The sequence below is a fragment of the Paractinoplanes lichenicola genome, assembly GCF_016785085.1.
GTDB classification, from domain to species: domain Bacteria; phylum Actinomycetota; class Actinomycetes; order Mycobacteriales; family Micromonosporaceae; genus Actinoplanes; species Actinoplanes lichenicola.
Genome location: NZ_JAENHO010000004.1, coordinates 206,695 through 225,969 on the forward strand (window position 1 = coordinate 206,695; position 19,275 = coordinate 225,969).

General features: G+C 71.3%; 17 protein-coding genes. 11 read left to right on the forward strand and 6 right to left on the reverse strand.

Annotated features, from left to right (window positions below):
• The first annotated feature begins 42 nt into the window (after positions 1-42).
• From JKJ07_RS14395 to JKJ07_RS14415, 5 genes are read left to right on the forward strand one after another with little or no spacing between them, the layout of a single operon-like run.
• Positions 43-1,554 (forward strand): sugar ABC transporter ATP-binding protein, encoded by a 1,512-nt coding sequence (locus tag JKJ07_RS14395; RefSeq protein WP_202992004.1) that lies wholly within the window; start codon positions 43-45, stop codon positions 1,552-1,554.
• The gene (locus JKJ07_RS14400; RefSeq protein ID WP_202992005.1) at positions 1,551-2,543 is read left to right on the forward strand and encodes an ABC transporter permease; all 993 of its coding nucleotides are present in this window, start codon (positions 1,551-1,553) and stop codon (positions 2,541-2,543) included. Before JKJ07_RS14395 ends, JKJ07_RS14400 begins: the two co-directional genes overlap by 4 nt.
• Positions 2,544-2,562: 19 nt before the next feature.
• Positions 2,563-3,825: a hydantoinase/oxoprolinase N-terminal domain-containing protein gene (locus JKJ07_RS14405; protein ID WP_202992006.1), complete on the forward strand. Its 1,263-nt coding sequence runs from the start codon at positions 2,563-2,565 to the stop codon at positions 3,823-3,825.
• Positions 3,822-4,928, forward strand: a complete 1,107-nt coding sequence (locus tag JKJ07_RS14410) for an S-methyl thiohydantoin desulfurase family protein (RefSeq protein WP_202992007.1) — start codon at positions 3,822-3,824, stop codon at positions 4,926-4,928. The genes JKJ07_RS14405 and JKJ07_RS14410 overlap by 4 nt, the downstream gene beginning before the upstream one ends.
• Before the next feature lie 48 nt (positions 4,929-4,976).
• Entirely contained in the window at positions 4,977-6,494 is a 1,518-nt protein-coding gene (locus JKJ07_RS14415; RefSeq protein WP_202992008.1) for a PucR family transcriptional regulator, read from the forward strand.
• Here the strand turns inward: JKJ07_RS14415 and JKJ07_RS14420 are convergent.
• From JKJ07_RS14420 to JKJ07_RS14435, 4 genes are all read right to left on the reverse strand, one after another.
• Positions 6,489-6,965: a GNAT family N-acetyltransferase gene (locus JKJ07_RS14420; protein WP_202992009.1), complete on the reverse strand. Its 477-nt coding sequence runs from the start codon at positions 6,963-6,965 to the stop codon at positions 6,489-6,491. The two genes, JKJ07_RS14415 and JKJ07_RS14420, sit on opposite strands and share 6 nt — an antisense overlap.
• Positions 6,962-7,711 (reverse strand): helix-turn-helix domain-containing protein, encoded by a 750-nt coding sequence (locus tag JKJ07_RS14425; protein WP_202992010.1) that lies wholly within the window; start codon positions 7,709-7,711, stop codon positions 6,962-6,964. The genes JKJ07_RS14420 and JKJ07_RS14425 overlap by 4 nt, the downstream gene beginning before the upstream one ends.
• Positions 7,712-7,784: 73 nt before the next feature.
• Positions 7,785-8,606 (reverse strand): DUF4352 domain-containing protein, encoded by an 822-nt coding sequence (locus tag JKJ07_RS51710; protein ID WP_307834262.1) that lies wholly within the window; start codon positions 8,604-8,606, stop codon positions 7,785-7,787.
• A gap of 140 nt (positions 8,607-8,746) precedes the next feature.
• The gene (locus JKJ07_RS14435; protein ID WP_202992011.1) at positions 8,747-10,078 is read right to left on the reverse strand and encodes a M17 family metallopeptidase; all 1,332 of its coding nucleotides are present in this window, start codon (positions 10,076-10,078) and stop codon (positions 8,747-8,749) included.
• A 172-nt stretch (positions 10,079-10,250) separates the two neighbouring features.
• Between JKJ07_RS14435 and JKJ07_RS14440 the strand changes: the two genes are divergently transcribed.
• Genes JKJ07_RS14440 through JKJ07_RS14450 form a run of 3 tightly spaced genes read left to right on the forward strand, consistent with a single transcriptional unit; the run spans position 10,251 to position 14,781 of the window.
• Positions 10,251-12,296, forward strand: coding sequence for a hydantoinase/oxoprolinase family protein (locus JKJ07_RS14440; protein ID WP_236028974.1), 2,046 nt, complete (start codon positions 10,251-10,253; stop codon positions 12,294-12,296).
• Positions 12,293-13,954 (forward strand): hydantoinase B/oxoprolinase family protein, encoded by a 1,662-nt coding sequence (locus tag JKJ07_RS14445; RefSeq protein WP_202992012.1) that lies wholly within the window; start codon positions 12,293-12,295, stop codon positions 13,952-13,954. The genes JKJ07_RS14440 and JKJ07_RS14445 overlap by 4 nt, the downstream gene beginning before the upstream one ends.
• 38 nt (positions 13,955-13,992) lie before the next feature.
• The gene (locus JKJ07_RS14450) at positions 13,993-14,781 is read left to right on the forward strand and encodes a maleylpyruvate isomerase family mycothiol-dependent enzyme (RefSeq protein ID WP_202992013.1); all 789 of its coding nucleotides are present in this window, start codon (positions 13,993-13,995) and stop codon (positions 14,779-14,781) included.
• 42 nt (positions 14,782-14,823) lie between these two features.
• On the opposite strand, the gene JKJ07_RS14455 is transcribed toward JKJ07_RS14450, so the two are convergent.
• Together JKJ07_RS14455 and JKJ07_RS14460 are read right to left on the reverse strand one after the other, a co-directional pair.
• Positions 14,824-15,402 carry a GNAT family N-acetyltransferase gene (locus JKJ07_RS14455; protein WP_202992014.1) on the reverse strand — a complete coding sequence of 193 codons (579 nt, stop codon included), beginning with the start codon at positions 15,400-15,402 and terminating at the stop codon, positions 14,824-14,826.
• A 66-nt stretch (positions 15,403-15,468) separates the two neighbouring features.
• Entirely contained in the window at positions 15,469-16,353 is an 885-nt protein-coding gene (locus JKJ07_RS14460) for a hypothetical protein (RefSeq protein ID WP_202992015.1), read from the reverse strand.
• A 335-nt stretch (positions 16,354-16,688) separates the two neighbouring features.
• On the opposite strand from JKJ07_RS14460, the gene JKJ07_RS14465 reads away from it, so the two are divergent.
• From JKJ07_RS14465 to JKJ07_RS14475, 3 genes are read left to right on the forward strand one after another with little or no spacing between them, the layout of a single operon-like run.
• Positions 16,689-16,976, forward strand: coding sequence for a (2Fe-2S)-binding protein (locus JKJ07_RS14465; RefSeq protein ID WP_202992595.1), 288 nt, complete (start codon positions 16,689-16,691; stop codon positions 16,974-16,976).
• Positions 16,973-18,361, forward strand: a complete 1,389-nt coding sequence (locus JKJ07_RS14470; RefSeq protein WP_202992016.1) for an FAD/NAD(P)-dependent oxidoreductase — start codon at positions 16,973-16,975, stop codon at positions 18,359-18,361. Before JKJ07_RS14465 ends, JKJ07_RS14470 begins: the two co-directional genes overlap by 4 nt.
• A complete protein-coding gene (locus tag JKJ07_RS14475; RefSeq protein WP_202992017.1) occupies positions 18,358-19,275 on the forward strand; it encodes a dihydrodipicolinate synthase family protein in 918 nt (305 codons plus the stop codon). The genes JKJ07_RS14470 and JKJ07_RS14475 overlap by 4 nt, the downstream gene beginning before the upstream one ends.

A 19,275-nucleotide genomic window follows, 5' to 3' on the forward strand; every position in this document is an offset into this window, starting at 1 on the left:
GGGACACCTTTCCCCGGCGCCCTCTGGCGTTGAGGAGACCCTTTGAGCAGTCGAAAAGCGCCGTCGATCGCCGTGCGCGGCGTCGGCAAGAGCTACAGCGGCGTCACCGTGCTGCACGACATCGACCTGGACATCGCGCCCGGCGAGGTGCACGGGCTGGTCGGCGAGAACGGGGCCGGCAAGAGCACCCTGCTCAAGATCCTGGGCGGGGCGATCCGGGCCGACGCCGGGACGCTGAGCTTCGACGGCGAGCAGGTCACCGTGGGCAGCCCGCGCGACGCGATCGGCCACGGCATCAGCCTGATCTCGCAGGAGGGCGCGCTCGTGCCGGCCCTGTCGGTGCTGGACAACGTGTTCCTGGCCCGCTGGTCGCACCGCGGCGGCCTGGTCAGCGCCCGCGCCGACCGCAAGCGCCTGGCCGGGCTGCTCGAGACGACCGGCTTCACGGTCGACCCCGACGAGCGCGTCGACCGGCTGCCGATCGGGGTGCAGCAGCAGGTCGAGATCCTGCGCTCGCTGGCCCGGGGCGCCCAGGTCATCGCGATGGACGAGCCCACGGCCGTGCTGGCCGAGCACGAGAAGGAGAACCTGCTCGCGCTGATCCGCAAGCTGGCCGCGGGCGGCACGACGATCATCCTCGTCTCGCACTTCCTGGAGGAGGTGCTGTCGGTCGCCGACCGGATCACCGTGCTGCGCGACGGCGCCCTCATCCGTACTCAGAAGGCCTCGGAAACGTCACCCCGCGAGCTGGTCGGGCACATGGTCGGGCGCGAGATCGACGTGCTCTATCCCGACCCGCGGCCGGTGCCGGACGGCGCACCGGTGATGCTGGCCGCCCGTGGGCTCAAGCGCGGTCTGGTCAACGGCGTCGGCCTCGAGGTGCGGGCGGGCGAGATCCTGGGCATCGCCGGGCTGGTCGGGAGCGGGCGGACGGAGACGCTGCGGCTGCTGTTCGGCGCCGACCGGCCGGTCGAGGGCGTGGTCGAGGTCGACGGCGCCGAACTGGCCCAGCCCACCCCACGAGCGGCGATGGCGGCCGGCGTGGCGCTGGTGCCCGAGTCGCGCAAGGAGCAGGGCCTGGTCATGCAGCGGTCGGTGGCCGAGAACGTGGCCCTGTCGTCTTTGTCGGGGCGAAGGGCCGGCCCGTTCGTGCGGCGACCGGCCGAGAAGAAGGCGGTCGGCGAGATCGCCAAGTCGGTCGACATCCGCGCGGCCGACCCGGAGGCCGCGATCGAGACCCTCTCCGGCGGCAACCAGCAGAAGGCCCTGTTCGCCAAGTGGCTGCTGCGCAAGCCCAAGGTGCTGCTCATCGACGAGCCCACCCGTGGCGTCGACGTCGCCGCCAAGACCCAGATCCATCACCTGATCACCGGGCTGGCCGCGGACGGCATGGCGGTCGTCTGCGTCTCGTCCGAGATCGAGGAACTGCTCGCGCTCTCGCACCGGGTGCTCGTGCTGCGGCACGGCGAGCCCGTCGGCGAATATCCGCGCGGCACCACCCCGGAGGTCGTCATCGCGGCCGCGTTCGGCTCGGATGAAGGAGAACCCAGTTGAGCGTCGACACCCTGCCCAAGACCGCCGCGCCGCCGGCCGGCAACATGTCGCGGCTCGCGTTCCGGATGCGCGACTACGGCATCGTGGCCGCCCTCGTGATCATCGTGATCGCGCTCTCGGTCAGCACCGACACGTTCCTGACGACCGGCAACATCGTCAACCTGCTGGACCAGACGGCCGTGATCGGCCTGCTGGCGACCGGCGCCACCATTTGCATCATCAGCGGCGTCTTCGACCTCACGGCCAGCGCCACGCTCGCCCTCTCGGCGATCATCGGCGTGCAGGTCGGCCGGGTCACCGACGTCTATGTCGGCATGCTCGCGGCCGTGGTGGCGGGCGCGCTGCTCGGCTTCGTGACCGGCACGGTGGTGGTGCGCAGCGGCGTCAACTCGTTCGTCGGCACCCTGGCCACGAGCATGGTCTATCGCGGCCTGGCCGTGATGGTGACCGGCGGCGCGATCGTCTATCCGCTGACCGGCGCGGCCGAGACGTTCGGCATGCTGACCTGGCCGTCGCTGTTCGGCCTGACCTCGGCCACCATCATGTTCGTGGTGGTCGTGGGGGTCCTGGCCGTCGTCGTCGCCCGCACCACGTTCGGCCGCCGCCTGTACGCGGTGGGCGGCAACGCCGAGGCGGCCCGGCTCTCCGGCATCCGGGTCGGCTCGATCCACGTCACCGCGTTCATGATCAGCGGGGTCTGCTCGGCGCTGGCCGGCCTGATCCTGGCCTCCCGGGCCGGGTCCGCGCAGTCGACGATGGCCACCGGCACGGAGCTGACCGCGATCGCGGCGGCCGTGGTCGGCGGCACCAGCATCCTCGGCGGCGAGGGCGCGGTGTGGCGGGCCATCGTCGGCGCGCTGCTGCTGACCCTGATCGGCAACGGCTTCAACCTGCTGGGCTGGGACACGATCTATCAACAGGTCCTGCAGGGTCTGCTCATCCTGTTCGCCGTGACCATGGATCGATGGTTGCGAAAGCGCACCCGTTGATCGCGAGTACGATCAAGAAATGCCTGCTCAGGGCGCAGTTGCGCAGATCGGGGTGACGCTGCGGCCGCACCGGGCGTACGCGGCGGTGGTGACCGGCCCGACCGTCGAGCCGGTCGAGCCGGTGGCCCCGGCCCGCGCCGATCTGGAGGGCGTGATCGCGGCCGCGGCCGGGGTGGCCCTGCGCGCCCCCGGCGGCGCCGGCGCGGTCACCGTCGACCTGGCCCCGCTGCTCTACGACACCCTGCTGCGCCCCGAGGCCGAGCTGCCGCCGGTGGCCGTCGTGCGGATCGTCCCGCGCGCGGCCACCGACCCGGCCCTGGCCCGCTCGCCGGCCGAGCTGGTGGAGCGCCGCATCGCCCGCCGCTGGACCGTCGCCGGCGGGCACGACCTGCTCGGCAACGAGCTCTGCCCGCTCGACCGCACCGGGCTGGCCGCGCTCTGCGAGGAGCTGTCCGCCTCCGGCATCCGGCACGTGGCCATCGTCGCCGCCGGCTCGCAGGCCCGCCCGGCCCACGAGCGCGAGGTGGCCGACGCCGTCCTGGCCGCTGTGCCCGGCGCGCACATCTCGGTGGCCAGCGACTACGGCGGGCAGGGACTGGTCGCGAGGGAGGCCACCGTGGTGCTCGACAGCGCGCTCGCCGTGCTCACCGAGCGACTGCTCGACCGTTGCGAACGCACCCTGGCCCGGCTGCCCGGCTCGCTCGAGCTGCGGGTGGCCCGCGGCGACGGCGGTTACAGCACCCCGTCGCGCATCCGCGTCACCCCGGTCGTCGCGTTCGGCGCCACCGAGGCTCTGGAGCTGCGTGGCGCCGCCCACCTGGCCGGGCTCGACGACTGCCGGGTGCTGCTGCCCCGCGGCGGGCGGCGGCTGGCCGGCGAGGTGCGGCACGGCCTGGCCGTCGTGCGGCCCGACGAGCCGGACGGCATCGGCACCGAGCTGGTCGTGCCGATGGCCGTGCTCACCGCCGAACCCGGCGACACCTCGCTGCACCTGCGGCCCGACCAGCCGCCGCACCTGCTGGCCTGCATCGGGGCGACGCTCTGCCAGCCCGCGGCCTGGCTCGACGAGGTGGCCTTCATCGAGTCGGCCGACCAGCTCGAGGACATCCGCCGCGACGCCGAGGAGCGGGCCACGGCGATGGTGATGGCCAACGGGGCCGCGCCCGGCACCACCTACATCGCCGAGATCTCCACGGTGGCCCTGCCCTACAGCCCGTCCGGCACCGTACGCGTCCGCGTGCGGGTGGCCGGCCTGCCCGACACCTCGCTGGCCCGGCGATGACGCAGCCGGGCTACGTCGGCGCCAGCTCGTCGATCACCGCCGACGACGTGCCCGCGTTCTACGAGGGGGCCAAGTTCTATTCGCCCGCCGTGGGCGACGCCAACAAGTCGTCGGTCAACTCGTGGCTGGCCGGGCTGCTCGACCGCAACGGCCCGGTGCCGCTGCTCAAGGTCGAGGGCGTGCCCCCGGAGACCCCCTGCGTGTCGGTCTGCGTGCTCGGGTCGGGCTCGGCGATGGCCGACCTGCCCCCGGCCGGCGACGAGTTCGAGCTGGCCGTACGCCAGATCGAGCGGCTCCAGCGGGTCGAGTTCGGGGCCGTCTATCCGCTGGCCGCGGCCACGATCAGCGCCCTGGTCGCGGTGGTGACCGCGGCTCAGCTGCGGGTGCCGCTGCTCGACGCGGACGGGATGGGCCGGGCCTTCGCGCTGATCCACCACACCTCGATGCACCTGTCCGGGGTGTCGCCGACGCCGCTGGCCGCGGTCGGGCCCACCGGCGAGAGCGTGCTGGTCGAGGTGCCGGCCGGGCCGCGCGCGGACAGGATGCTGCGGGCCAACGTGGACACCGTCGGCGGCTGGGCGGCCCTGGCGGCCTACCCGACCACCGCGGGCGTCCTCAGAAGAGCAGCCCTTCCCGGTACGGTGTCCCGGATCGCCAACGTGGGGCGGCTGCTGCTCGACCGTACGGATCCTGATCTGCTCGTCACCCGGCTCGGCGCGATCACCGGGTGCCGCCGCCTGGCCCGGGGCCGCATCGCCGAGCTCGAGCACCTGAGCCGCCCCAGCGACGTCACCATCCCGGCCCACCCGTCGAGCCTGGTCGTCGACGAGGTCGGCGGGCTCGGCCGGCAACTGCGGATCGAGCTGCGCAGCGAGATCGTGGCCGTGTTCGCCGACGGCGCGCTGATCGCCGGCGCCCCCGACCTGATGTGCCTGCTCGACGTCTCCCGCGGCGCGCTGGCCACCCTGGACAGCCTCGAGCCGGGCGACCTCATCGACGTGCTGGTGACCCCGGCCGATGCGGTCTGGTATTCGCCGCGCGGCATCGAGATGGTCGGGATGGGCTCGCACGGCATCCCGCTGGCCCACCCGAGGCGCCGATGAGACACCCGCTTGTGAGGCGCCGATGAGGCACCCGCTTGTGAGGCGCCGATGAGACACCCGTCGACCCTGCCCATCACGCTCGGCGAGCTGGCCCGCATCCAGCCCCTGGCCGCCGCCGAGCCGCACCTGGCCGACCCCGCCCGCAAGGTCGAGCAGGTGGTGCTGGCCGAGACCTTCGAACGGCTGCGCCGGTGCACCCCGCACGGGCTCGTCGTGCTGCACAACGAGGCGGCCACCGGCGGCTGGTCGCTGGCCGCGGCGCTGCACCTGGCCTGGGAGCGCAACCTGTCGGCGGTGGTCGTCGCGCGCTCGGTGGCCGGCGACTCCAGCGTGGCCCTGGCCGAGCGGCTCACCATGTCGCTGATCGTCATCGACGACGACCCGATCGACGTCGCCCTGCACCTCGCCGGGCAGGTCAGCGCGCCCGCCGCGGCCCGCGCGCTGCGCCAGGCCCGGCTGGCCGAGCAGCTGGCCGAGCAGACCGGCATCCGCGGCGTGCTCGGCGTGCTCAACCGCGAGCTCCAGCAGGTGCCGGTGGCCCTGGTGATGGGCGGCGTCGTGCTCGGCGGGCAGAGCGCGGCCCTGACCGAGCGCCCGCACGTGCGCCAGATCGAGGTCGAGGTGCACGCGCCGGGGGAGCGGTCGACGGCCCGGCTGGTCGCCGCCGTCCCCGTGCCCGGCCCGGCCGACCAGGTCGAGTCGCTGCTGCGGCTGGCCCGCCCGTCGCTGCAGGCCGCGTGGGCGCAGAGCCGGCTCGACGCGGCCGCCCGGGCCGCCCACGAGCAGGCCGCGTTCGGGCTGCTGCGCCGCCTGGCCGGGGACCCGGCGCCGGAGCCGGCCGAACCGGCCGGTGTGGAGGCCCCGGGCTGGGCCGGCGAGCTGGGCTGGCAGGTCGGCGAGGCCAACCGGGCCGTCTGGCTGGCCCCCGTACGCCCCGCGGGCGAACCCGCGCCCGAGATCACCTTCATGATCCGGGCCTCGTGGCAGCGCGGCCACACCACGTGGCCGCTGGTCGCCGAGGGCGACGGGTGGATCTCGTGGCACAGCAGCGCCGACCCGGACGACGTGACCGCGCTGCGCCGGGCCCTGGCCGGGTTCCGCGACTCGGCCGTCGCCCACCGGCTCGTCATCGGCGTCGGCCGCGCGCACGACGGCGTGGCCGGCCTGATGCGCTCGGTGGCCGAGGCCCGGCTGGCCGCGCACGTGGCCCGCGAGGACGGCCCCGGCGCCGTGCAGTGGTTCGACCAGGTCGGCGCGAACGCCGCGCTGGCCTGGCTGCCCACCACCGAGATCGCCCAGGTGGCCGACCTGTGCCTGGAAGATCTGATGGCCGCCCGCGACCGGGCCGCGCTCGTGCAGACCGTGCTGGCCGTGCTCGACGCGGGCGGCTCGCTGAGCCAGGCCTCGCAGCAGCTCGGCGTGCACCGCAACACCGTGCTGGCCCGGCTCTCCCGGGCCCGGCAGTTCGGCCTGACCTACGACGAGCCCGGCCAGCGCCTCGCCCTGCACGTGCTCTGCTACGCCCTGACCTCCCTGTGGAGCGACGTCACCGAGGCCCCGTCATGAGTCGAGGCGCAGGATCGTCTCCTCGATCTCGGTGCCGCGGGCCCGGGCGAAGTCGACGCCGGTGCCCACTTCCTGGAAACCGGCCCGTCGCAACACGGTCAGCGACGCGAGGTTGTCGCTGGCGGCGCGGCCGAACAGGGGGCGTACGGGAACCTCTTGCAACAGAAGGGCAAGCGCGCGCCCGGCGATGCCCTGACCCCAGAACGCCCGGTCGATCCAGTAGGTGACCTCGGTGTCGCCCTCGATGACGAACGCGGCGATGCTGCCGACCAGCCGGCCGTCGAGGGTGACCGCGCGGTTCGTCACATCGGTGCGGCTCCGGATCCGGGCCATGTGCGCGTCGAAGGCGGCCCGGTCGTCGGGGTCGCGACCCACGAACGCGGCCATCCGCACCGATTCCGGATCGCGCATCAGCTCGAACAGCGCGTCCATGTCGCCGTCCTCGAGCGGCCGCAACTTCACCTCTGTCATTCCGGCGATTCTGCCCCCATCTCGAGCATCACGTTGACCCGCTGCATGACGTCGATCTGGGCGGCGTTGTGCAACTCGGCCACACCCTGCAAGACCACGGCCACCGTACGGGGGTCGGCCTCGCCCGCCGCGACCTGGCGGCTCCACTCGGTCATGCCCGGGTTGCTCGCCCGGTCGGCCGCCACCTCGGGGGCGATCCGCTCGGCCAGGCTCTGCCGCTGCTCGTCGCTCGACTCGTCGGTCAGCTCGTCGAACTCCCGCCCGGTCTCGGTGCGCGGCGACCGGTGCTGCTCACGCAGCGTCTGCAGCAGCTCGGGCTCGAGGATCCGCGACGACAGCAGCAGGAACGCCCGGTCGGCGTCGGACAGGTCGCCGGCCGTCCGGTCGAAGCCGGGCGGCAGGTCGGCCAGCTTGTGGTGCAGCAGGATCGCGGCCAGCTCCGCGCGCATCCGTTGCTGGCGCTCGATGCCGGCCGCCAGCTCGGCGTCGAGGGCGCGGAAGACCCCCTCCGCGCCCTCGACCGACTCCTCGACGACGGCGATGTCCGCGAGGGACACCCCGAGGTCGACGAGCCGGCGGATCCGGAGCAGCCGGATCAGATGCCGGACCCGATACTTCTTGTAGCCGTTGGCCGCCCGCTCCGGCTCCTCCAGCAGCCCGATCCGGTGATAGTGCCGGACCGTCTTCAGCGTCGTGCCGGCCAGCTCGGCCAGCTCGCGCGTGCTCCAGCCGCCCGCGATCCGCATCGGGCCATTCTCATTCACGACAGCTCACACCCCATGCGAACCCGTGCCCCTGGGGCAGGGTCAAGCGGGCGGCCTACTTCAGCGGGATCTTCACCCCGCCGGTGAGGAGGGAGAACGAGTCGTGCAGCTCGATCGACGTGAGCTTGGTGCCCTTGGGGACGTCGTAGACGAGCTTGCCGGTCACCTGGTTGCCCGGATTGATCTCCTGGATCATCGCGGACGACCCGGAGTTGGCGGCTACCCCGCCCTCGAGGTGGTCGGAGAACTGCGTGCCCTTGGCGTCGAACGCCTTCTGGCTCGAGCCGTCGAAGAACTGGGCCTTGTCGCCGACGTTCTTGACCGTCAGGGTGACCACGCAGAACGTGCCCTGGGCCTTCGTGGGGTAGGCGGCCGGGCCGAGGCTGCTCTTGGTGCAGTCCATCGACTTGACCGTGAACTCGAAGCTGCCGTCGCGGGCGGCCTTGTTCATCTCGCCGGCGACCGCGTTCTTGCCCGAGGCGTTGTCGTCGAGGGTCTCGACCGCTTCCTTGGCCCCGTTGAGCACGAAGGCGAAGACGCCGACGCAGCCGAGGATCATCACGACGACCACGGCCAGCAGGATCCAGGGCCACTTCTTGCGCTTCTTGGGCGCCGGCGGCGGGCCGCCGAACCCGGGGCCGGGCGTTCCGTAGCCGGTTCCCTGCGTGCCGGGCGTGCCGAAACCGGGGGTGGGGGTGCCGTATGTCGGAGCGGGGTTGCCGTAGGCGGTGCCGGAGTTGCCGTAGCCGGGCTGCTGCGGCGTCTGGTTCTGATAGTGGGGAGGGCCGGCCGAATAGGGCGGCTGCCCGCCGTAGACCCCCGGCTGGGGCTGGTTGCCGGTCGGGTAGGGCTGGTCAGCGTGGGGCTGATATGTCACGTCGGTCGGTGCTCCACGGACTGGTTGTCAGGGACTGGTATGCGGCCGGGCACCAGTCCAGGCACGGCCGCGCTCCCATGCAACCGGCCCGGCCCGGCATGATCATCCCCTGTCCTGACAGGCCTGACTGCCGCGAGCGGCTAAATAGTCAGACCTTTCGGCGGAGTGAGCAGTTCCAGCAGCGTACGGGCGCCGAAGCCGGTGGCGCCGTCGGCCGAGGCGTTGCCGGACCAGGCCGGGCCGGTCATGTCGACGTGGACCCACGGGACTGGCCGGGGCACGAACTCGCCCAGGAACAGCGCCGCGGTGATCGCGCGGCCGGAATCGTGGAGGGGATGGTTGCGTACGCCGGAAGCGGTCTTGATCTGGGGAAGGTAGCGCTCGTCGTAGGGCAGCTCCCACAGCGGCTCGCCCGCCGCCGCGCCCGCCTGCAGGAAGCGGGTGGCCGAGCCGTCCCGGCCGAACACCGCGGCGATCTCGGGGCCCAGCGCGATCTCGGCCTGGTAGGTCAGCGTGGCCAGGTCGATCAGCAGGCCCGGTTCGGAGTCGGCGGCCAGGGCCAGCGCGTCGGCCAGGATCACCCGGCCCTCGAAGTCGGTGTCGAGGATCTGGATCTCGGTGCCGTTCCAGGCGGTCACCACGTCGCCGGGGCGGACCGCACCCGGGCCGGGCAGGTTCTCGGCGAACGGCAACACCGCCCGTACACCGAAATCGCACCCCGCGCGGCGCAGGCCGGCCATGACGGCGAGCACGGTGGCCGCCCCCGCCACGTCGAGGCGCATGCTCTGCATCGCGGCCGGCGACTTCAGCGACAGGCCGCCGCTGTCGAACGTGATCCCCTTGCCGACCAGCGCCACCTCGGGCGGGCCGGCCTCGGGCAGGTGATCGAGCGTGACCAGGTGGGGCCCGTTGGCCGAGCCGCCGCCGATCGCCGCGAGACCGCCGAAACCCTGCGCGGTCACCTCTTCCGGGCCGAGCACCGTGCAGGTCAGCCCGGCGTCGTCGGCGAGCCGGACGGCCAGCGCGGCCGCGGCGGCGGGAGTCAGGACGTTGGCGGGGGCGCTGGTCAGCAGCCGGGCCAGCCGGGCGACGTCGGCGGCGAGCCGGCCCCGCAGCGCAGCCGGGAGCAACGCCTCGTCGACCAGGAGCGTGGCTTCTCCCGGGCAGCCGGTGATCAGGCCGTCGACGATCGGGCCGATCAGCTCGGGCGGACCGGCCACCTCGACCGGGCCGCCGCTCAGCAGCGCGGCTGCTTCGACTCCGGCCCGGCGCGCGGACTCCGGCGACAAAACGCCTAAACCGACTTCCCCATCGAAGGCCGACCAGGGATCCCGCACGACGGAACCGGGCACGAACGTCAGGTGCCGGTCGGCTTTTCCGACATCGACGGTCACCGGTCCGGTGCCCGCCGTGACGGCATCGGCCGCGGCCGCGATCTCGGCCGCCCGGTCCCGCCTGTCGCTGCTGGTCACGGTGCCTCCCGGGGGGTCGTCGACATCCCGGCATCCTGCCGGGCGCCGCCGGGCCGGGATCGTGCGCCCCGCACGCGCCGTCGCCACACCGCTATGCAGGGCGCACACTCCATCCGTACACCCGCTCTCTAACTTGCGCTTACCGGAACGGCCTCGGCGCGAGGGAGATCACATGGGGCGGTATCGAGTCGCGATGGACATCGGGGGCACGTTCACCGATGTCGTGACGTACGACCAGCGGAGCGGGGCGTTCGCGGCGACCAAGGCCTCGACCACGCCCGGCAACCTCAGCGAGGGCGTGCTGGCCGGCCTGGACGCGGTCGTCGACGACCCGGCCGGCATCGACTTCCTGGTGCACGGCACGACCCAGGGTCTCAACGCCTTCCTCGAGCGCCGCGGCGTGCCGGTGCTGCTGCTCGGCACGGGCGGGCTGGAGGACACCTACCACATCGCCCGCGGCCCCCGGGCCCGCCTGTACGACCTGCACTACCGCAAGCCGGCCCCGCTCGTGCCGCGCCGGGACGTGGTGGGCATCGGCGGACGGATCGCGGCCGACGGCTCCGAGTTGACGCCGCTCGACGAGGACGCCGTACGGGCTGCGGCGGCCCAGGCGCGGGCGAGCGGGCACGGCGCCATCGCGGTGGCGTTCCTGTTCAGCTACAAGAACCCGGCCCACGAGCTGCGGGCCCGCGAGATCCTGCAGGAGGAGTTGGGCGACGACGTCACGGTGTCGGTCTCGCACGAGGCGGCCAAGGAATGGCGCGAGTACGAGCGCACCTCGTCGGCGGTCGTCGAGGCGTACACGGGACCGATCGTCCGGCGCTACCTGGTCGACCTCGAGGGCCGGCTCTCCGATCGGGGGCTGCACGTGCCGTTGCATGTCATGCAGTCGTCGGGCGGCATCCTGACCGCCGAGTCGGCCCGCCGCCGCCCGCTGCAGACGCTGCTGTCGGGCCCGGTCGGCGGCGCGATCGCCTGCGCCGAGCTGTCCCGCCAGACCGGCCGGCCGCACCTGATCGGCATCGACATGGGCGGCACCTCGTTCGACGTCTCGCTGATCGTCGACGGCGAGCCCGACGTGTCGGCCGAGGCGTTCCTGGAAGGCCTGCCGATGCTGATGAGCGTCGTCAACATCCACACCGTCGGCGCCGGGGGCGGCTCGGTGGCCTGGGCCGAGGCCGGCGGGCTGCGCGTCGGGCCGCGATCGGCCGGCGCTCGCCCGGGACCGGCCTGCTACGGCCGGGGCGGCACCGAACCGACGGTGACCGACGCCAACCTGGTGCTCGGGCGGATCGACCCGGACGGCTTCGCGGGCGGGCAGATGACGCTCTCCCTTTCCGCGGCGGAGGAGGCCGTCGACGGGCTGGCCGAGGTGTTCGGCATGACCACGACGGCGATGGCCGAGGGCATCTGCGACGTGGCCAACTCCAAGATGGCGCAGGCGATCCGGACGATCACGGTGTCGCGCGGGATCGAGCCGCGGGACTCGGCGCTGGTCGCGTTTGGCGGGGCGGGGCCGATGCACGCCGTGTTCCTGGCCCGGGAGCTGGGCATCGCCGAGATCGTGGTGCCGCGGTTCCCGGGGGCGTTCTCGGCCTGGGGGATGCTGCAGACACAGATCCGGCAGGACTACACCGAGCCGTACTTCTTCCTCGACCAGGATCTCGACACCGCTGACATGGCGGCGGCACTGGCCCGGCTCGAGAAGGACGGGCTGGACGGGCTCGATCACGAAGGGGTGGCGGGGGACGCGCGGCACGCTTCGCACGCGGTGGATATCCGGTACGCGGCTCAGGAGTACACGCTGACCGTGCCGCTGACCGGTGCGGATGAGCCTGCCTCGCCGACTTTCCTCGCCGATGTCGCGCAGCGGTTCGCCGACCTGCACAAGTCGCGGTACGGGCACGCCAATCTGGGTGCTCCTATCGAGTTCGTCGCGCTGCGTACGGCTGCTTTCGGTGATCTGGGACGGCCCGATCCGCAGAAGTGGCCCGCTGCGGACAAATCGGACTTTGATCATGCTGTCCGAACGGTGGTCTTCGATGGCGTCGGACAAAACACGCTTATCGTCCGCCGAGACGATCTCTATGTGGGGCACACCTTCGACGGCCCGGCGGTCGTCATCGAGGACACGGCGACCACGGTGGTGCCGCCCGGCTACGCGGTGAGCGTCGACGACATCGGCTCGCTGATCATCTCTCGGAAGGACGGCCAGTGACCATCGACCCGGTAACCGTCGAGATCATCCGCAACGCGCTCAACGCCGCCGCGGACGACATGAACGCCACCCTGATCCGCTCGGCCTACACCCCGATCATCTATGAGTGCGGCGACTGTGTGGTCGCCCTGCTCGACGCGAACCACCAGGTGCTGGGCCAGTCGGCCGGCCTGCCGATCTTCCTGGGCAACCTGGAGACGTGCACCCTGGCCACCGAGGAGCGCTTCGGCCGCGAGGTGTGGCAGCCGGGCGACGTCTGGATCCTCAACGACAGCTACCTCGGCGGCACGCACCTCAACGACGTCACCATCTTCGGCCCGGTCTTCGTCGACGAGACGCTGGTCGGCTTCACGGCCTCGCGGGCCCACTGGATCGACGTCGGCTCCAAGGACCCCGGCGGCTCGATGGACTCCGTCAACATCTTCCAGGAGGGCCTGCGCCTGGGCCCGCAGAAGCTGGTGTCGGGCGGCGTCGAGGAGCGCTCGGTCACCGACACGATCGCCACCAACGTACGGTTCCCCTACCCGACGACCGGCGACATGCACGCGATGATGGCCTGCATCCAGATGGGCGACCGGCGGCTGCAGGAGATCGTACGGAGGTTTGGCCTGTCGGTCCTGGAGGAGGCGCGCGACGAGATCTTCCACCAGACCGAGCTGCTCGAACGGGCGGTGATCGCGAAGATCCCGGACGGCGTCTACAGCGCCGAGGGCGTGCTCGACAACGACGGCGTCGACCTCGACACCCCCGTACCGATCCGGTTGAAGATCGCCGTCTCCGGCGAGGACATCGACTTCGACGTGACCGAGTCGGCCGACCAGACGGTGGGCCCGGTCAACTGCGGCGTCTCGCAGGCCGTCTCCGCGCTCCGGGTCGGCTACAAGCTGCTGGTCAGCCCCGACCTGCCCGGCAACGGCGGCTCGTTCCGCTCGATGACCACCCAGGTGCGCGAGGGCTCGGTGCTCGGCGCCAAATCCCCGGCCGCCTGCCAGTGGTACTTCTCGCACCTCGGCCTGCTGATCGACATGGTGGCCCGGGCCCTCGCCCCGGCCCTGCCCGACCAGGTGGCCGGGGCCAGCCACGGCGACTCGATGATCATCCTGTCGGCCGGCACGGACCCGCGGGTCAAGCGCGAGTTCGTCAGCCTCGAGGCCACCGTCGGCGGCTGGGGCGGCTGGAACGGCTCCGACGGCGAAAGCGCCCTGATCAACAACGTGAACGGCTCGCTCAAGGACATCCCGGTCGAAGTCTACGAGACCCGCTACCCGTGGCGGATCAACGAATACCGCATCCGCCCCGACTCCGGCGGCTCCGGCAAATGGCGCGGCGGCAACGGCGTGATCCGCGAATACGAGGCGCAGACAGACCTGACGGTGTCGCTGTGGTTCGAACGCTCCCGCCAGCCGGCCTGGGGCTTGTTCGGCGGCGAGGACGCGGTCGGCCCCGAAGTCGTCATCAACCCGGGCCGCGCCGACGAACGCCGCATCCTCAAAATCAACGGCATGCCCCTGAAGAAGGGCGACGTGGTCCGCTGCGCCACCGGCGGCGGAGGCGGCTACGGCGACCCCACCGAACGCTCAGCCGACGACGTCCGCGCCGACGTCCTCGACCACAACATCACCGCCGACGCCGCCCGCAACCGCTACGGCATCGCCTGACGCGCTGGTACGGGTCGCGGGCGACATAGGCTTCGGTCATGACAACCCTTGCGGCCCGTACGATCGCGGCCCTGCGCGCCGAGCACGACGCCCTCGCGTCGCTGGCCGACACCCTCACCCCCGAGCAGCTCAAGGCCCCGTCCGGCGCCTCCGAATGGACCGTCGCGGACGTCTATTCGCACCTGGGCAGCGGCGCCGAGATCGGGCTGGCGAACTTCCGGGCCGAGCTCGGCGAGGCCGAGAAGCCCGGCCCCGATTTCAACCAGGGCGTGTGGGACCGGTGGAACGCGCTGAGCCCCGAGGATCAGGTGGCGAACTGGCGCGAGTCGGACGAGAAGCTCGTGGCCGCCTTCGAGGCGCTGACCCCCGAGCAGCACGAGACCGCCACGCTCAACCCGGGCTTCCTGCCCGAGGCCATCCCCGTGGCGTCGTTCGTCGGCATGCGGCTCAACGAGGTCGCCAACCACACGTGGGACATCCGCGTCGGCGTCGACCCGGCGGCCGGGCTGCTGGCCGGCTCCGACGAGTTGCTGGCCGAGCACCTCGGCGGGGGACTGGGCTTCCTGCTGGGCTGGATCGCCAAGCCGGAGGTGTTCAGCGGACCGATCGTGGTGGGGATCGTCGGCACCCCGTACGCCGTCATCGTGGGCGACGACACGCGCCTCACCACCGGCACGCTCGAGGTCACGGCGGGCTTCAACGGCCCGCTCGAGGCGGCGCTGCGGCTGCTGAGCGGACGGCTCGGCGAGCGCTACACCCCGCCCGCCGTCACCGTGTCGGGCAACGTGACGCTCGACCAGCTGCGGGCGGCGTTCCCCGGCTTCTGAGCGTTGGGCCGGCCGATCGTCGTCAAAGGTCGGCCGGCCGCATCAGCCTCCCGACGCGATCAGGGCTTCCACCTGCTCCAGCTCGGGGTCACGCAGACCGACCGTCCCGGTGGTCCAGAACGCCTCGGGATAGACCAACCGGCCAGCCATCCAAGGCTCGTACGCCGGCCGAAGCGCCACCTGGAACCCCGGCTCCGGGATCCGCGTCGAGGGCCGATCGAACCCCAGCGCGGCGGCGGAGCCGAACCCGCGCCGCCCGTAATACTGCGGACTGCCCTCGAGAAAGACGGCCGGTGTGCCGCGATCGTCGGCGGTCGCCAGGGCCGCCTCGACCAGCGCGGTGCCGACGCCCTGCCCCTGACGGTCGGGACGGACCGCGAGCGGCGAAAGCACCAGCACCTCGACCAGCTCGCGTCGAGCGTCCACCCAGCCGCGCGACAACCCGACGTGCCCGACCGGTTCGTCATCATCAACGGCGACCAGGCTCACCCGCGCCGCTCCACCCGCGTGCAGAGCGCGCATCATCCGCACAACGCGCCCGTCCACCGGCTCCCCGAATGCCGCCGCGACAACCGCCTCGACAGCCAACTCTTCGGCCGGCATCACACCCCGGATCCGCATGGCGCGACTCTAGTGACAGTGATCGAGCAGCGCACCGGAGTTTCCCGGAGCCCATCTTGCTCCATATCACGCTACTTCCGGCGCACGCCGCTTCCACCATGACGTGAAAAGCGTGATGACCTGCTCTTTCACTTCATCGGTGATGATATTTCGAGCGTCCCCCATGAGGGGCCGTGCGGCATGCTTGTAGACGTCTGGATGCTGTTCGATGGACGGGCAAACAAAGAGGGTCAGTATTCGAAGGACTCGTAAGGTGTCCTCACCAAGCAAGGGAAAATGCGCCTGAGCGAGCCGGGACAATGCTGTCCAAACTTTGTCTACAACAATAGCGATAACGGCGTCCGCCAGCATCTTTGAATAATCTGGCAACTGTTTCGTAAGAATATCTTTGACGAACGCTTTAGCTCGGTCGGAAAGAATTTGGGTAGCAAGGTCGATCGTCTCGATCCAGCGGATCAGCGCCACTAGAAGGCCGCACCACACGTGATCGGCCAACTGCTTCTTGATGTCTTGCGGGCTGCGCTCGGTCTGGGCAATGCCATCGATCTCATCTGAGATTTCGTCCCAGGTCTGGTCCATCAACTCTTGGCCGAGGAGAGTCACCCGCTCGGCATCGAATGTAATGGTGCCGGCATCGGCAATGTCAATCTTCGGCAGGGGCGCTCCGGGGGATTCCCTCCGTAAGCCCGAACCGGACATGAAGTCGGCGATGTCGAGACGCGCAAGGTCGATGTACGCCTGACGGTTACGTGCATTGAAGTTGAGCGCCCCCAGTCGGGTGCGCTCAATTTTGCGGTCCAGTTCTCGCCGCTTCTCGTCGCGCTTTTGCTGCGAATCAATGGCGAACCCGGTCCAGCCCTGCCAGCCGTGGAGAGAGCCGCCGCAGCCCGAACATACGCAACCAGGATTTTGGGCGTTGGCGCAGTTGGCCCTGTGTGTTTTCCCAGCCATACGGCAACCACCGCTTCCCAAGACATTGCCGAGAGTAACTGAGTAAGTACGATAGGTGAGCCTCGATGTCTACGGGGAGGTTTCGAACATTGGCCATCTCGGGTCGCATCCGGCATTCCGCCGTCAGCGATGGAGCGCTGCCTGCTCATGCCGGCCTGAGCGCGGAGTGGCGATGATCTGTCGAATACCTGATTGACCGACCGGCGAACCCGCTCGATGAACTGCCGCGCGCGGTCGCCGCACCACTTGCTCTTCGGTGCATGCAGTTAGGGATCTCGCCAGGCGCTAGTAATGTGTGACATACTACTGACGTGACGACGACCGGGCCGGCTCGGATGGAACCGCACCATGACCCAGTGCGACCTGGGCCTACGTCTCCGATCACGATCACTGTCGACGGTGCTCCGATGAGTGGGCTGCGAGGGCAGACGGTCGCCGGGGTGCTCATGGGGGCGGGGCGGCTCGCCTGGCGTACGACACCCAACGGGCGGCCGCGGGGCGTGTTCTGTGGCATCGGGGTCTGTCATGACTGCCTGCTGACCGTGAACGGCCTCGCCGACGTGCGGGCCTGTCAACGCCAGGCCGCCGACGGTGACGTGATCTCCACGAAGGACCCGGCATGACGGTCGAGACTCCCGACGTGCTTGTTGTGGGGGCCGGGCCCGCCGGGCTGGCCGCGGCCGATGCTGCCCGCCGGGCCGGGGCGCAGGTCGTTCTGCTCGATGCGGCTGCCGATGCCGGGGGGCAATACTGGCGGCACCTGCCCAAGGAGCGGCCCGCGGCCAACGAGCGGGTCCTGCACCACGGCTGGGAACGGTTCGCCGCGCTGCGCGGAAGTAACGAAGTACTTACTAACGCGCAGGTCTGGCTGGCCGAGCGGCATGACGACCGGCCGCCCACCCTGCACGTGCTGGTCGGGCCGGCGGACGGCAATCACCGGGTCCCGCGGACGTTCGCGCCCAGGGCTCTCGTGCTCGCGACCGGGGCGTACGAGCGCACTTTGCCCTTTCCCGGCTGGGAGCTGCCCGGCGTGTTCACGGCGGGGGCGGCGCAGGCCTTGGCCAAGTCCGAGCGGATCGCCGTCGGGCGGCGCGTGCTCGTCGCGGGGGCCGGGCCGTTCCTGCTTCCGGTTGCTTCGACCCTCCTCCGTACGGGGTCGAGGGTGGTGGGGGTACTCGAGGTGAACGGCTGGGGGCGGCTGCGGAAGGCGTGGACCGCGCGCCCGGCCGAGCTGTTGTCGACGCGGCACAAGGCGGGCGAGCTGGCGGGATACGTACGGGATCTGGCTCGTCATCGCGTGCCCTATCGCGCCGGCCTGGCTGTGATCGCCGCGCACGGCACCGATCGCGTACGGAAGGTGACGGTGGCGCGGCTCAATCCGTTGTGGGCGCCGATTCCGGGCACCGAGCGTGACATCGACGTGGATGCCGTCTGCGTGAGCCACGGGTTTGTGCCGCGCAGCGAGCTCGCGGCCGGCTGCGCCATGGCGAACGGTCGCGTGCTCACCGACGAGAACGGGCTGACCAGCGTGCCCGGCGTCTACGCGGCCGGGGAGATCACCGGCATCGGCGGCGCGGATCTGGCCCTGGCCGAGGGTGCGACAGCCGGGCTGGCCGCGGCGGGCGGCACTCCCACGCGGGCGCAAATGCGGACAAAAAAGGAACAGAGGCGTTTCGCCGTACGGCTGGAAGAGGCTCACGGCATTCGACAAGGCTGGACCGGCTGGCTCGACGACACCACGATCGTCTGCCGCTGCGAGGAGGTGACGGCGGGCGACCTCCGACGAGGTGCCCACGACACCGGATCGCGCGGCCTGCGCTCGCTCAAGCTCAGCACCCGCGCCGGCCTGGGCGTCTGTCAGGGCCGGGTCTGCGGGCGCACCGTCGAGGAACTGCTGCACCGGCACACCGGCGGCCTGCTCGACCCGGGCCGCACCGAGAACCGACCCCTCGCCGCGTTCGTCCGGATGGGCGAACTGGCCGGCCTCACTCAGGAGGACACCCCATGACCACCGACCTTCGCGGCGTTGTCGTCGCCACCGCGCTGCCCTACAAGGAGGACCCGTCCGCGCCGGCCGGGCTCGCCGTCGACTTCGACAAGTACGCCGAGCACTGCGACTGGTTGATCAGCAACGGCTGTCACGGGGTCGGTCCGAACGGCTCGCTCGGCGAATACTCGTCGCTGACCGATGAGGAGCGCCGCCGCGTCGTGCAGGTGGCGGTGGAGGCGGTCGCCGGGCGTGGCAAGGTCATCGCCGGCGTACACGGCCCGGGGTGGCACCAAGCGAAGAAGTGGGCGGAGCTGGCCGGGGAGGACGGCGCCGACGGCGTGCTCGCGCTCCCGCCGACCATGTATCGGGCCAGCCACACGCAGGTGGTCGAGCACTACACGAGGATCGCCGACGCCGGGCTGCCGATGATGATCTACAACAACCCGTTCGACACCAAGGTCGACCTGGTGCCCGACCTGATCGCCGAGATCGCGCAGATCCCGCAGGTCGTGGCGGTCAAGGAGTTCACCGGGGACGTGCGGCGGCTGTTCGAGATCCGCGAGAAGTGCGACATCGACGTGATCGCGGGCGCCGACGACGTGCTGTTCGAGCTGATGGTCGACGGCGCCGTGGGCTGGTTCGCGGGCTTCCCCAACGTCTTTCCGGCCGAGTCCCGGCGGCTCTACGACCTCATGCTGGACGGGCAGGTGGCCGAGGCCCGCGCGCTCTATCAGCACCTGGTGGCCGTGTTCCGCTGGGATTCCCGTACGGAGTTCGTGCAGGCCATCAAGCTCAGCATGGACTTGATCGGCCGGTACGGGGGCCCGTGCCGCCCGCCGCGGGGCCCGCTCACCCCCGAGCACCGGGCGCAGGTCGAGGCGGAGACGAAGCGGGCCGTGTCGGCTCTCGAAGCAGCGAAAAACCAGGCCTGA